Origin of the sequence: Bacillus sp. FSL R5-0443 (genome assembly GCF_038608285.1) — a bacterium.
GTDB lineage: Bacteria > Bacillota > Bacilli > Bacillales > Bacillaceae > Bacillus > Bacillus velezensis.
On record NZ_CP152013.1, the window covers coordinates 1,773,715 to 1,788,692 of the forward strand.

General features: G+C 50.4%; 1 protein-coding gene. It reads left to right on the forward strand.

Going from position 1 to position 14,978, the window contains the following annotated elements; all coding sequences use genetic code 11:
* The first annotated feature begins 25 nt into the window (after positions 1-25).
* Entirely contained in the window at positions 26-14,977 is a 14,952-nt protein-coding gene (locus NYE28_RS08930; RefSeq protein ID WP_342490386.1) for an amino acid adenylation domain-containing protein, read from the forward strand.
* The last annotated feature ends 1 nt before the right edge of the window (position 14,978 follow it).

Consider the following 14,978-nt stretch of genomic DNA (forward strand, 5'->3'; position numbering starts at 1 on the left):
ATACAGATGAAATGGAGGCAGCTCTATGAAAAGTGATATGAAGGCAAGCGGGTTACTCAAGCCATCTGTCAGCTATGGAAAATCATTGCGGCTTTCAGCGGATCAGCCGATGACGATTCCTGAAGTCCTGCACAAAACCGCCGCGGCAGCGGGAGATCAAAAGGGCATCACATATATACAGCCTGACGGCACCAAAGTGTACCAGACTTACAGCGGCCTGAAAAAGATCGCTCTTTCGATTGTGAAAGGGCTCCGCCAATCAGGAGTGAAGGCTCAGGATGAAGTCATATTACAGCTCAGTGACAATTCCCAGCTGATTCCTGCTTTTTGGGGCTGTGTTTTTTTAGGAGCGATCCCGGTTCCGCTTGCGGCCGCTCCGGCTTATACAGAAATGAACAGCGGGACGCAAAAACTGAAAGACGCCTGGACGCTTTTGAATCGGCCGTATGTCATCACAAGCCGTGACGTGCTGCCGGAGATGACTGAATGGGCGGAGGAGCAGGAGCTTTCCGGGTTTTGCGCTTTGGCGGCAGAAGATCTCAGTGCGCACGAAATGGATACGGACTGTCATCATCCCCGTCCCGAAGATTTGGCGATGCTGCTTTTGACCTCGGGAAGCACGGGCACGCCGAAAGCCGTGATGCTCAGCCATGAAAACATCGTCTGCATGGTCAAAGGAAATATTCAGATGCAGGGCTATACAAGTGAGGATGTCACGTTTAACTGGATGCCTTTTGACCATGTCGGCGGCATCGGAATGCTTCATCTGCGTGATGTTTATCTCGGATGTGAGGAAATCAACATACCGAGCGAATCCATTTTGATGGACCCTTTAAAATGGCTCGATCTGATTGATCATTACCGCGCTTCGGTCACGTGGGCCCCCAATTTTGCCTTTGGACTGCTTGCTGATTTTGCAGAAGAGATTCAAACGCGGAAATGGGACTTATCTTCCATGCGTTACATGCTGAACGGCGGGGAGGCCGCGGTTGCGAAAGTCGGACGCAGAATTATGGAGCTTTTAGAGCCGCACGGTCTGCCGGCTAATGCCATCCGACCCGCATGGGGAATGTCCGAAACGTCTTCAGGCGTTATTTTCTCAGATGAGTTTACACTGGAAAACACGAATGACGACGATCGTTTCGTCGAGATCGGTCTGCCGATCCCGGGATTTAATATGAGAATTACGGATGACCGCAATCAAGTGGTGGAAGAAGGAGAAATCGGCCGCTTCCAAGTGTCGGGTCTGACTGTAACGAGCGGATATTATGAGCGCCCGGACTTAAATGAGAGTGTCTTTACAGAAGACGGCTGGTTTGAAACGGGAGATCTCGGATTTCTGCGTGAAGGCCGCCTGACGATAACGGGGCGCACAAAAGATGCCATCATTATCAACGGTGTGAATTATTACAGCCATGCCATTGAATCAGCCGTTGAGGAATTGCCGGAAATTGAAACGTCATATACAGCGGCATGCGCCGTCCGGCCGAATCAAAGCACGACAGATGAGCTGGCGATTTTCTTTGTGACATCTGTTCCGTTGGATGAGAACCGCATGACGAAGCTTCTTCATCACATTCACCAGCACGTGACACAGAGAATCGGCGTTACCCCTGATTATCTGCTTCCGGTCGCAAAAGAAGACATTCCTAAGACGGCGATCGGGAAAATCCAGCGCACTCAGCTGAAACATTCATTTGAACAAGGGCAATTTGATTCATTACATAATAACAGACAAGAAGGCGGCAATTCAGACACGGCTTCTGCAGAGAAAGAAATTGAACGGGATTTTATCCGTTTTCTGAAAGAGGAACTTTCCATCGCGGATGAGCTCGTTGATCCAAATACACCGTTTCAAAGTCTTGGCGTCAATTCCATCAAGATGATGAAACTCGCCAGATCAATTGAAAAAACGTATCACATCCGGCTGACGGCAAGAGAGCTGCACAAAAACCCGACGATTGGCGCTTTAGCGGCTTATACTGCTGAAAAAGCGGCAAACATGTCAGCGGACCATCATCCCCAAAAAGCCGAACCGCCGGGAGAACGGGAGAGACGGCAAACGGCGCCAGCGCTTTCAGAAGTCCAAAAAGGGCTGTGGACATTGCAGAAAATGTCGCCTGAAACGACTGCATACCATGTCCCGCTCTGTTTCCGATTCACATCCGGAATCGACAAAGAGAAACTGAAACAGGCGTTTCAGCTCGTATTAAAGCAGCATCCGATGCTCAAAAGCGCCGTGAATGAAACAGACGGCGGGTTTTATTTCATAGAAGCGGCAGATCCTTTTGTATTCTCGGAAGAAGATATTTCTGACGTCAATGAATCACAAATATCCGCTCTGATACGGAAAAAAGTGAAAGATCCGTTTGTCAAAGAAGGCGGGCCTTTGCTGCGCGTGCAGCTGCTTTCAAAATCCGCCGAGGAACATTATCTTTTGACGGTCATTCACCACATCGTGTTTGACGGCATTTCATCCATTACATTTATTCACAGTCTGCTGGATCATTATCAGGCGCTGCTGGAGGGAAAAGAAGAGTTTACGGCTGCCGCTCCCGGCATTCATCCCGATTTCGCGGCTTGGGAAAAGCGGTATTTAGCGGGTGAAGAAAGCAAAGCTGCCCGCGCTTACTGGATGAAACAGCTCGGGGGCGATCTGCCTGACCTTCAGCTTCCGCCGATGCGCACGGACAGAAGTGTTCCGGAGTTTACAGAAGATACGCTGACACGCCGTCTTCCCGAACGGCTGCTGAATAATTTAACGGCGTTTGCCGCATCCCGTTCGATTCATTTGTCTACCGTCATGCTGAGCTGTTACATGGTGCTTTTAAGCAAATATACGGATAAGGAAGATATTGTGACAGGCATGCCTGCAATGGTCAGACCCGAAGAACGTTTTGACCGAGTGGTCGGCCATTTCCTCAACATGCTTCCCATACGGAGCAGAGCCGGACGAAAAGAAACGTTTGCTGACTTTGTTCAAAAGGTGCAGGATGCCGTTCTGGACGGACTGGATCACTCCTTTTATCCGTTTCCGAAAATGGTGCGTGATGTGCATGCGAAACCCCGGCAGAACGGTTCGCCTGTTTTCAGCAATGCCTTTTTCTATCAGAACTTTCTGCAGCATTCCAGCTATCAATCGATGCTTGATGAATACAAGGAATTCTCCTGTGAGTTTGTAAAAGACATTCATCAGGAGGGGGAATATGATCTTGTATTTGAAATGTGGGAAGAAGCATCGGGCATGGATCTTACGATTAAATACAGCACCGAATTATTCGACGAAGCAGGGGCGGCCAGACTTTTCAGCCAATTTGTACAGGCTGCTGAAGCTTTGACGGCGAATCCGGATGCGCCGCTTGAGAACGTTTCTCTCATGACAAAAAGAGAGGAGCACATGATTCTTAAGTCTTGGAATGAGACAAGCCGTGAATATCCGGATGCCTGCTTCCATGAATTATTCGAACGTCAGGCGGCAGAAACGCCGGACGCTTGTGCGGTCGTGTATGAACAGCAAAAGCTGACGTACCGTGAGCTTAATGAAAAAAGTACGAAGCTGGCGCTCTATTTGCAGGCGCACGGTGCAGGCCCTGATGATCTCATCGGCATTTATACAGACCGTTCATTGCATATGGCTGTCGGACTTCTCGGCATTTTAAAAGCCGGGGGAGCGTATGTGCCGCTTGATCCTTCTTATCCCGCTGACAGATTGGAATATATGATCGCCGACAGCAGGATTTCAATGTGCCTGACGACAGCTGATTTAGAGCACTCTTTGAACTGGGGAGGCGTGCAGACAACTGCCATTGACCGCGATTGGTCTCATATTGAAAGTACAGCCGCGGAAAGAACGTCGTTGAAGCGGTTAGTGACACCTGACGATCTGGCGTATGTCATTTACACGTCGGGCAGCACGGGCAAACCGAAAGGCGTCATGATTCCGCACCGGGCGCTGACCAATTTCTTACTCTCGATGGCGAATGAACCGGGGCTTTCGTCCGAAGACAAACTGCTTGCCGTCACGACATATTGCTTTGACATCGCGGCACTGGAGCTTTACCTTCCTTTAATCAAAGGAGCGGAGTGCAACATCTGTAAGACAGAAGTCACAAAAGACGCACGGAAGCTGAAAGAGCTGATTCAAGAGTACAAACCGACGATCATGCAGGCGACGCCGTTTACATGGAAAATGCTCTTTCATTCCGGATGGTCAAATGAAGAAAATGTGAAAATCCTTTGCGGCGGGGAGGCGCTTAGCGAACAATTGAAGCAGCAGTTTCTCGATACGAAAAGCGAGGCTTGGAATATGTTCGGGCCGACAGAGACGACAATCTGGTCCGCGGTGCAGCGTATAACGGAAAATGAGAGCGCGCTTACGATCGGGCGCCCGATCGCCAATACCCGCGTGTATATTATGGATTCCGGTCTCAACCCTGTTTTAGAAGGGGTGCCGGGAGAACTTTGTATTGCGGGAGACGGATTGGCAAGAGGGTATTTCAACAAGCCTGAGCTGACAGATAAAGCTTTCGTCAGCCACCGGCTCGAACTGGGATCAAAGCTTTATAAAACAGGCGATATGGCGCGTTTTCTCCCCGGCGGCCGCATTGAATACATGGGACGGATGGATACCCAAGTTAAAATCCGCGGCTACCGGATTGAACCCGGAGATATTGAGAGCAGGCTGAATGCCCATCCGGCCGTACAGGAAAGTGTAGTGGTTGTGAACAATCACTCCGGAAATGAGAAGCTTTGCGCGTTTTATATCCGGAAAAACGGAGAGCCGCTTCCGTCTGCAAAGGAATTGCGCAATCATTTGAAACAAGCGCTGCCGGCCTATATGACGCCAGCTTCGTTTATCCGTCTTGAAGAGCTGCCGCTTACGCCGAACGGAAAAGTGGACCGCAAGCTTCTTGCTGCCCGCGATCTGACGGAAAAGCAGCCGGACACACAAACATTTTCATCATCTCATATCCAGCAGGCGGTGCTGGCGATTTGGCAGGATGTATTGAAAAGCAAAGATATAGAGCTTGATGACCGCTTTTTTGATGCGGGGGGAGATTCGCTTCTTGCCGTGACTGTCACTGACCGGATGACGCAGGAATTGGATTGTGAATTCAGTGTAACGGAGCTGTTTGAATACGCGACGGTAAAAGACATCAGCCGGTATATCGCTGAACAAAAACCGAAAGAAGCCGTTTTGGCTCCTGTGCCGCAAAAGAAAGTGAATGCAGAAGACCGGGAACATCCGGCGGGAGAATTTCCCGATTATTACGAGGACAGCCTTGCGGTTATCGGTATATCCTGTGAGTTTCCGGGAGCGAAAGATCATTATGAATTTTGGAATAACATCAAAGAAGGCAAAGAAAGCATCACCTTCTTTTCAAAAGAAGAGCTCCGCCGATTCGGTATTTCTGAAGAACTGGCTGATCATCCCGGCTTCGTTCCGGCTAAATCAGTTTTAGAGGGGAAAGAAATGTTTGATCCCGGTTTCTTCGGCTTTTCACCGAAAGATGCGGAATATATGGATCCTCAGCTGAGAATGCTTTTGCTCCATTCATGGAAGGCAATCGAGGATGCGGGATATATCTCCAAAGAAATTCCGGAAACAAGCGTGTATATGTCTGCCAGCACGAACTCTTACCGCAGCCTGCTGCCGGAGGAGACGACAGCACAGCTGGAAACGCCGGATGGCTACGTGTCATGGGTGCTTGCCCAAAGCGGTACGATTCCGACGATGATTTCTCATAAACTCGGGTTGAAAGGGCCGAGCTATTTTGTCCATGCCAACTGCTCATCTTCGTTAATCGGCCTGCATTCGGCTTTTCAAAGCCTGCAGTCCGGCGAAGCCAAGTACGCCCTTGTCGGCGGTGCGACCCTTCATACGGAATCAAGCGCCGGATATGTTCATCAGCCGGGGCTGAATTTTTCAAGCGACGGGCATATTAAAGCGTTTGACGCGGATGCTGACGGAATGATCGGCGGTGAAGGGGCCGGCGCCGTGCTCTTGAAAAAAGCGTCTGATGCCGTTAAGGACGGCGACCATATTTATGCGCTGCTTCGCGGAATCGGCGTCAATAACGACGGAGCGGATAAGGTCGGATTTTATGCGCCGAGCGTCAAAGGACAAGCTGAGGTCATTCAGAAGGTCATTGATCAGATGGGCATCCATCCCGAAACGATCGCGTACGTCGAAGCTCACGGCACAGGAACAAAACTCGGCGATCCGATCGAACTGTCCGCACTTCAATCGGTGTACGGCCGATATACAGATAAAAAACAATACTGCGGCATCGGTTCAGTCAAAACAAATCTTGGGCATTTGGATACAGCGGCCGGAATGGCGGGCTGCATCAAGGTTGTCATGAGCTTATATCATCAGGAAATCGCGCCGAGCATCAATTACAAAGAGCCGAACCCGAATCTTCATTTAGAAGACTCTCCGTTTTACGTAGCGGAAGAAAAGAAAGAGTTAACTCGTGAGAACAGAGCGCACCGCATGGCTTTAAGCTCTTTCGGTCTTGGCGGGACAAACACACACGCGATTTTTGAACAATATCCGGATGCATCTGAAGCAGCAGACGCTGCGGGTCCGTTCATCATTCCGTTGTCTGCCAGAAAAAAAGATCGTCTGAAGGAGTACGCAAAACAGCTGCTGGCTTTTCTGGAAAGAAAAACGGACACAGACCTCGCTGATCTTGCCTACACGTTCCAAGTCGGAAGGGAAGCGATGGAAGAGCGCGCGGCCTTTATCACAAGCGGCACTGCGGAGCTGAAGCGGCAGCTTGCCGATTTTATCAATGATAAGCCGGCTGTAACAGGCTGCTTCAGAGGAGAAAAACAGCAGGCGAAAGATATTGCCTGGCTTTCTGATGATGATGACAGCGCTGAACTCATTGAGAAATGGCTTGCGAAAGGAAAAGGATCGAAGCTCTGTGAAATGTGGAGTAAAGGCGTCGCCATTAATTGGCACAAGCTTTACAAAGACGAGCATCCGAAACGAATCAGCGTGCCGGTCTACCCGTTTGCAAAGGAGCCGTACTGGCCGAAAAAAGCAGAAAAGAACACATCTGCCGCACACACCGGAGTCTCAGTTTTACACCCGCTCGTGCAGCAAAATACGTCAGATTTGGCCGTTCAGCGGTTCAGCTCACGGTTTACAGGCTCAGAATTTTTCCTGAAGGATCATGTGGTCAGGGAAAAAGCGGTGCTGCCGGGAGCGGCATATTTGGAAATGTCTTATGAAGCGGTAAAACGGGCGCTTGGCGGCTTATTAAAAGACCAAGACAGAATAACGCTCCATCATACCGTCTGGATGAAGCCGATCGTCGTTCACGAACAAGAGCGCCAAGTCCATATTGCGCTGTTCCCTGAAGAGGACGGCATCATCTCATATGACATTTACAGCGTCAACGCTGACGGCGAAGAAGTGCTGCACAGCCAAGGACGGGCCGAGATCATAAAGGCTGAACGAGAGCCTGAGGCCGACCTTTCTGCCATACAAAACAGGTGCACAGCGGACATTCTTGATCCGGCGGCCTTTTATCGGGAAGGCCGGAGCAGGGGGATGTTCCACGGAAAAGCCTTCCAAGGCATTAAGTCCGCCTTTATCGGCGAGAAAGAAGTGTTTTCGGACATACAGCTTCCGGATTCTGTTTCTCATACGAACGGACAATTTACGCTTCATCCGAGCATCATTGATTCGGCTATTCAGACGGCGACGATCTGCATTATGCAGGAGTTTTCCGGACAAAAGCTGATTCTGCCGTTTGCGTTGGAATATCTTGAAGTCATCAAAGCATGCACGCCGACTATGCGGGCGCATGCACGCTTCAGCGATGGATATCAAACCGGTGATTCCGTGCAGAAAGCCGACATTGACCTGTTCGACGAAACAGGAGCGCTTTGCGTGAAGGTGAGAGGATTCTCTACGAGAGTGCTTGAAGGCGATGCAGAATCGGCTCAGCCGCCATCAGGATCGGAAAAGGTCTTGTTTGCACCGGTCTGGAAAGAAGCCGCCGCATCCGAGAAAGCTTCTGTCCGTGCTGATGAGCATTTGATCATACTTTGTGAAGATGCCTGCCGTATAAAAGATGAAACGGCATTCGGCCTGAAAGACGCCGAACTGCTGATTGCAGAAGGTGAGGGTGAAACAGCCGCTGAACGCTTCCAAAGCTATGCGCAGACAATCGCCGAACACATCCGGCGGATCATCAGCGAAAAAAGGCAGGGCCGCATTCTGATTCAGACCGTTATTTCAGCAGACGGCAGCCAGCAATTGTTTGCGGGGTTAACAGGTTTGTTAAAAACAGCCGAGCTGGAATACGGAAAACTTGACTGTCAGCTCATCGAAATGGAATCAATCGGCGAAATGCCGGCTGTCGCTCAAAAACTGAAAAACGACAGTCATCGGCCGCATGATAAACATATCCGTTATAAAGGAGAAAAACGGTATGTGAAGGCTTGGGAAGAAATGCATCCTGCAGGAGGCGGCACCGTCTGGAAGGACGAAGGTGTATATCTGATTACCGGAGGCGCGGGAAGCCTGGGCTTGATGTTCGCAAAAGAAATCGCAGGTCGCGTAAAACACCCGAAAATCATTCTGACGGGCCGCTCAAATCTGGCAGAAGCCAAACAGCGTGAGCTTGCTATGCTTCAGCACTCAGGCGCAAATGTCGTCTACAAAAAGCTGAATGCGGCAGACCGGCGGGAAAATGAAGCGCTGATCAAAGAGATTACGGCGGAATTCGGAAAGCTTAACGGAATTATTCACGCTGCGGGAGTGATACAAGACCGCTTCCTGCTGCAAAAAACGAAGGAAGAGTTCAGGGAAGTGCTTGATCCGAAAGTCATCGGAACCGCTTATTTAGATGAAGCCAGCAAAGATTGCAATCTTGACTTTTTCGTATTGTTCTCCAGTGTTTCCGGCGTTCTCGGCAATGTCGGGCAGGCTGATTATGCCGCCGGCAACGCGTTTATGGATGCATACGCCGCTTACAGGCAATCCCTTACGGAGAATGGCCTTCGGCACGGAAAAACGGTCGCCTTTAACTGGACGCTGTGGAAAGATGGCGGTATGCAGGCGGGAGACGAGACGGAGAGAATGATGAAAAAAGTTTTCGGCATGGTTCCGCTTCAAAAGGCGTCAGGCCTGGCTGCATTTTATGAAGGAATGGCTCAGGAAAAGCCGCAGCTTTTAGCAGCTGAAGGACACGCAGCAAAATTAAAACAGTCGTTCCTGTCCGTTTCTGAAACTGAAAAGCCGCAGGTGCAGAAAATAGAGCCTGTATCCGCCGTTTCGGGAGACAAATGGCACGGTGCGCTTATCAGATTGGTCAGTTCAATTTTAAAAGTCGGCCAAGACGAGATTGATATTGATACGGAACTGAGTGAATACGGTTTTGATTCTGTATCGTTTACCGTCTTTACGAATCAATTAAATGAAGCGTATCAGCTGGAACTGGCGCCGACGATCTTCTTCGAACACGGGACGATCCGCAGTTTAGCGGAGTATTTGACGGATGAGGCAGAAGCCGGCCTTCCTTCTCAGCCGGAAGAAAAACACGATGCAGAAGAATCTCTTCAAACGCTTCACACCGCTTTGACAGCCATGGTAAGCGGCATTTTAAAAGTTGACCGTGAGGACATTGAGACAGATACGGAATTGAGTGAATACGGTTTTGATTCCGTATCCTTTACCGTCTTTACGAATCAATTAAATGAAGCGTATCAGCTGGAGCTGGCGCCGACGATTTTCTTTGAGTACGGAACGATCAGCGGTCTCGCCGGATATCTGGCAAAAGAGCATCCGGGCCGTTTCGGCGAAAAGAAGAAAGAGTCTCCGAAAAAAGAGCAGCCAAAAGCCCAAAAACCGAAAATGCAGCGGAAAAAGCGCTTCGCAACGGTAATGAACGCTGCGGCAGCGGCACAAGAGCCGCGCCGCTTTGACCCGGTTGCCATTGTCGGAATCAGCGGCCGATTCCCGGGTGCAAAGGATATAGAGGAATTTTGGCGCAATTTGAAAGAAGGAAAGGATTCGATCACAACCATTCCGAAAGAACGCTGGGATTGGCAAGCGTTTGATGGCGACCCGAATCTTGAAGGGAATAAAACGAATATCAAGTGGGGCGGCTTTATCGACGGAATAGCTGAATTTGATCCGCTGTTCTTTGGGATTTCACCGCGGGAAGCCCAATATTTAGATCCGCAGCAGCGGCTGTTATTGACTTATGCATGGCGGGCGATAGAAGATGCGGGCTGTAAGCCGGAAAGCCTTTCCGGTACAAATACGGGCGTCTTTATCGGCACCGGAAATACCGGTTATAAAGATTTGTTCACAAGGGCAGGTCTTGCGCCGGAAGGACATGCGGCGACAGGCAGCATGATTCCTTCCATTGGTCCGAACCGTTTGAGCTATTTGTTAAATCTTCACGGGCCGAGCGAGCCGATTGAAACGGCATGCTCAAGCTCGCTTGTGGCGATTCACCGGGCGGTATCCGCTATAGAAAACGGAGAATGCGACATGGCGATTGCCGGGGGAATCAACACGATTCTGACGGAAGAAGCGCATATCAGCTACAGCAAAGCAGGCATGCTCAGCAAAGACGGAAAATGCAAAACCTTCTCCAAAGATGCTAACGGGTATGTCAGAGGAGAAGGCGCGGGAATTCTGATGCTGAAGAAACTGACAGATGCAGAACGTGACGGCAATCCGATTTACGGCGTGATCCGCGGTACGGCTGAAAACCACGGCGGCCGGGCGAATACGTTAACCTCGCCGAATCCGAAACTGCAGGCTGATTTATTGGTGAAAGCATATCGGAAAGCGGGAGTGGATCCGAGCACCGTCACGTATATTGAAGCGCACGGTACAGGAACGGAATTGGGCGACCCGATTGAAATAAACGGTCTGAAAGCGGCGTTTCACGACCTGGCGAAAACAAATCAAGAGCCTGAAGTCTCCGGTCACCGCTGCGGCATCGGTTCGGTCAAAAGCAATATCGGCCATTTAGAGCTTGCCGCGGGAGTATCAGGCGTCATGAAAGTGCTTTTGCAAATGAAACATAAAACGCTGGTGAAAAGCCTGCATTGCGAGACGATCAATCCGTACATTCAGCTCGATGACAGTCCTTTCTACATCGTGCGGGAAAATCAGGAATGGACGGCAGGAAAAGATAGAAACGGAAATGCCATTCCGCGCCGGGCCGGGGTCAGCTCATTTGGCATCGGCGGGGTCAACGCCCATATCATCATTGAAGAGTATGTCCCGAAAGCAGCCGCTCAGCCTGAGCACAGCCCGGAAAATCCGGCAATCATCCTTTTGTCCGCCAAATCAAAAGAAAAACTGTTTGAACAGGCGCAGCAGCTGCAAAAAGCGATCCGTCAAACGCCGTATACAGATCAAGACTTGGCGGGCGTCGCTTATACGCTGCAAACCGGAAGGGACGAAATGGAAGAGCGCTTGGCCATTCTTGCAGCGACGATGGCGGAATTGGAAACAAAGCTGGAAGCATTTACGAAAAATGAGAAAAACATCGCCGGGCTGTATACCGGCCAGTCTTACCGCAATAAAGATACGTTTGCCTTGTTCACGGCAGATGAAGATATGGACATCGTCATTGACGCCTGGATCAGAAAAGGCAAATTCGCCAAGCTGGCAGAGGTATGGGTGAAAGGCGGTGTGTTGAATTGGAACCGGCTGTATGAAAAGGGTACGCCGCGTTTACTCAGTCTTCCGTCTTATCCGTTCGCAAAAGACACGTATTGGGTGCCTGAGAATCCTGACAAAAAGAAGGTCCATGCAGAGGAACGGATGAAACGTATTCTGAGGAAACAATGGGAACTGAGCCCAATCGAACTGGGTGAACCGTGCGCACGTTCCGTTGCGATTTTGACAGGCGGGGACACGATCAATCTCGCTGAAGAGATCGCAGCGCACATGCCGAATCACCGTATCATCACCGCATCAGACCTTATCGGTGAATATGACTGGCAGGCGTTTGACGGAGTTATCGACCTCCTCGGCGCAGCGAAAGAAGATTCTCAAGACATGGCCGGAATCAAATGGCTTCAGCAATTGATTGAGCATGGGCATAAAGAAGGGATGACACTGCTTTGTGTCACGAAAGACCTTGAGTCATTAAATAAAGAGGCCAATCAAACAACAGGAGCAAAACGGGCCGGTCTGTACAGAATGCTGGCATGCGAGTACGGTCACCTGTCTTCAAGGCATCTCGACCTTGAAGGAGCGCTTTCGGATGACAAACTGGCGAAGCAGATTGCCGATGAGTTTCATGCCCGCACTGATGACGCGGAAGTTTGCCGGAGGGACGGCTTGCGTTACCGCGCTGTATTAAGCGGCTCAGAAAATATGAATATGCAAGGCGAGAGAATTGATTTTCCGGACAACCATGTGCTTCTGATCACCGGAGGGACGAGGGGGATCGGTCTTTTATGCGCACGCCATTTTGCCGAACATTACGGAGTGAAAAAACTGGTGCTTACAGGCCGCGAGACCCTTCCGCCGCGAAGTGAGTGGACGGGCGGACTGAATGGGGTGACGGCTTCTGTAAAAGCGAAAATTGAAGCTGTTCTCGACTTGGAATCCAAAGGTGTACAAGTGAAGGTTTTGTCAGTCCCGTTAGCTGATGAAGCCGGGCTGAGACAGGAACTGAGTCAGATAAAACAGACGCTCGGACCTATCGGCGGCGTGATTCACTGCGCGGGTGTGACCGATAAAGAGACGCTCGCATTCATCAGAAAAACCGATGAAGACATACAGCGCGTGCTCGAGCCGAAAGTAGACGGGCTTCAGGCGTTATACAGTGTGCTCAGCGAAGAGCCGCTGAAGTTTTTCGTCTTGTTCTCTTCCGTGTCAGCTGCGATACCGGCGCTTTCGGCAGGACAGGCCGACTATGCCATGGCCAATGCGTATATGGACTATTTTGCAAACTCATACAAAGAGCAGCTGCCGATCGTAAGCATTCAGTGGCCGAACTGGAAAGAAACCGGAATGGGCGAGGTAACGAACAAAGCTTATAAAGAGAGCGGGCTATACAGCATCACGAATGCAGAAGGACTACAGCTCCTTGACGGCATACTTCTTGAATCAGCAAGGGGCCCGGTGCTGCCGGCCGTTCTGAATCCTAAACTGTGGAAGCCGGAGCGACTCCTGCGGCGGAGCAGGCAGGATCAGCCAATGAGTCCGGCTATGGTAAAACCGGCGGAAAAAACCGCTTATACTGCCGCAGACAACGATCAATTAATAAGGAAAACAGAAGAATGGCTGAAAGAATTATTTTCTGAAGAGCTGCGGATTGACCAGGATCAGCTTGAGACAGACGTATTATTCCAAGATTACGGAGTGGATTCCATTATTCTTGCTCAGCTTCTGCAGCGGATCAATCGGAATCTCTCGGCATCGCTTGACCCGTCCATTCTGTATGAATATCCGACGATTCAATCTTTCGCAAATTGGCTTCTCGAAGGATATACAGAAGTTTTGTCAGAACGATTTGATTTGGCGGCGGCGAAGCCTGTTCTGAAGAAGCCGGCTGAGCCGGTAATTGAAACACAAGCCGTTAAGGTGCAAGAAGAGCCGGCCGGAAAACAGATTCACCGGGAAGATATCGCGGTCGTCGGCATGTCCTGCCGGTTTCCGGGAGCGGCTTCTTTAGAGGCGTACTGGTCGCTTTTGGCTGAAGGCCGTTCGGCTATCCGTCCTGTTCCGGCTGAACGATGGGGGTTGAAGACGCCTTATTACGCGGGAATGCTTGACGGAATCAATCAATTTGATCCGGACTTCTTTTTACTGGCAGAAGAAGATGTAAAGGCAATGGACCCTCAAGCTTTGGCCGCTCTGGAAGAATGCCTTAACCTGTGGTATCACGCGGGCTATACGCCGGATGAGATAAAGGGAGAAGCAATAGGTGTGTATCTCGGCGGACGCAGCCGTCACAGACCGGGTGAAGAGAAACTGCTGGACGCGAAAAACCCGATCGTCGCGCTGGGCCAGAATTATTTGGCCGCAAATCTCTCTCAATACTTTGATATGCGCGGCCCGAGCGTTGTCCTCGATACGGCTTGTTCTTCTGCTTTAGTCGGAATGAATATGGCCGTGCAGGCTCTTGTAACAGGAGAAATAAAAGCGGCTGTCGTCGGCGGGGTGAGCCTGTTTGAATCAGAAGAAACCCATAAATTATTTGAACAGCGCGGCATATTAAGTAAAGCGCAGTCGTTCCATGTATTTGACGAACGCGCCGATGGAGTCGTGCTGGGCGAGGGTGTCGGAATGGTTCTATTAAAAACCGTGTCTCAGGCGATTGAAGACGGAGATTCTATTTATGCCGTAGTGAAGGCGGCATCCGTCAATAATGACGGAAGAACGGCAGGCCCGGCTACGCCGAGTCTGGAAGCGCAAAAATCCGTCATGAAGACGGCTCTTGAAAAAAGCGGAAAACAGCCGGAAGACATTACTCATATTGAAGCGAACGGTTCAGGCACGGTCGTGACGGATCTGTTAGAACTGAAGGCCATTCAATCCGTCTACCGTTCAAAAGACGCCGGCCCGCTCGGAATCGGATCTGTGAAACCGAACATCGGGCACCCGCTTTGCGCGGAAGGAATTGCAAGTTTCATAAAAGTTGTTCTCATGCTGAAAGAAAAGAGCTTTATCCCGTTTTTATCAGGCGAGCATGAAAACACACATTTTGATAGAGAAAAGGCCAATATTCAGTTCAGCCGCACTCTGGCAGACTGGCCGTCACCAATACCGGCGGCAGGAATTAACTGCTTTGCCGACGGCGGAACAAACGCCCACGTCATTGTGGAAGCGTGGCAGGAAGACGAAGGGCGCCGAATCAAGCGCCATCCTTTAACACCGCCTGCATTAAATAAGCGGCTGATTTCGCCGGACAGCAAAGAAGAAACGAACGAAAAAGCTGCGGCAAACATCTGGGATACCTATGAAGTGGAGGTTTAAC

Bases quoted from the DNA above. Each gene is read 5' to 3' on its own strand.
- NYE28_RS08930 (WP_342490386.1), top strand. From the start codon at position 26: ATGAAAAGTGATATGAAGGCAAGCGGGTTACTCAAGCCATCTGTCAGC.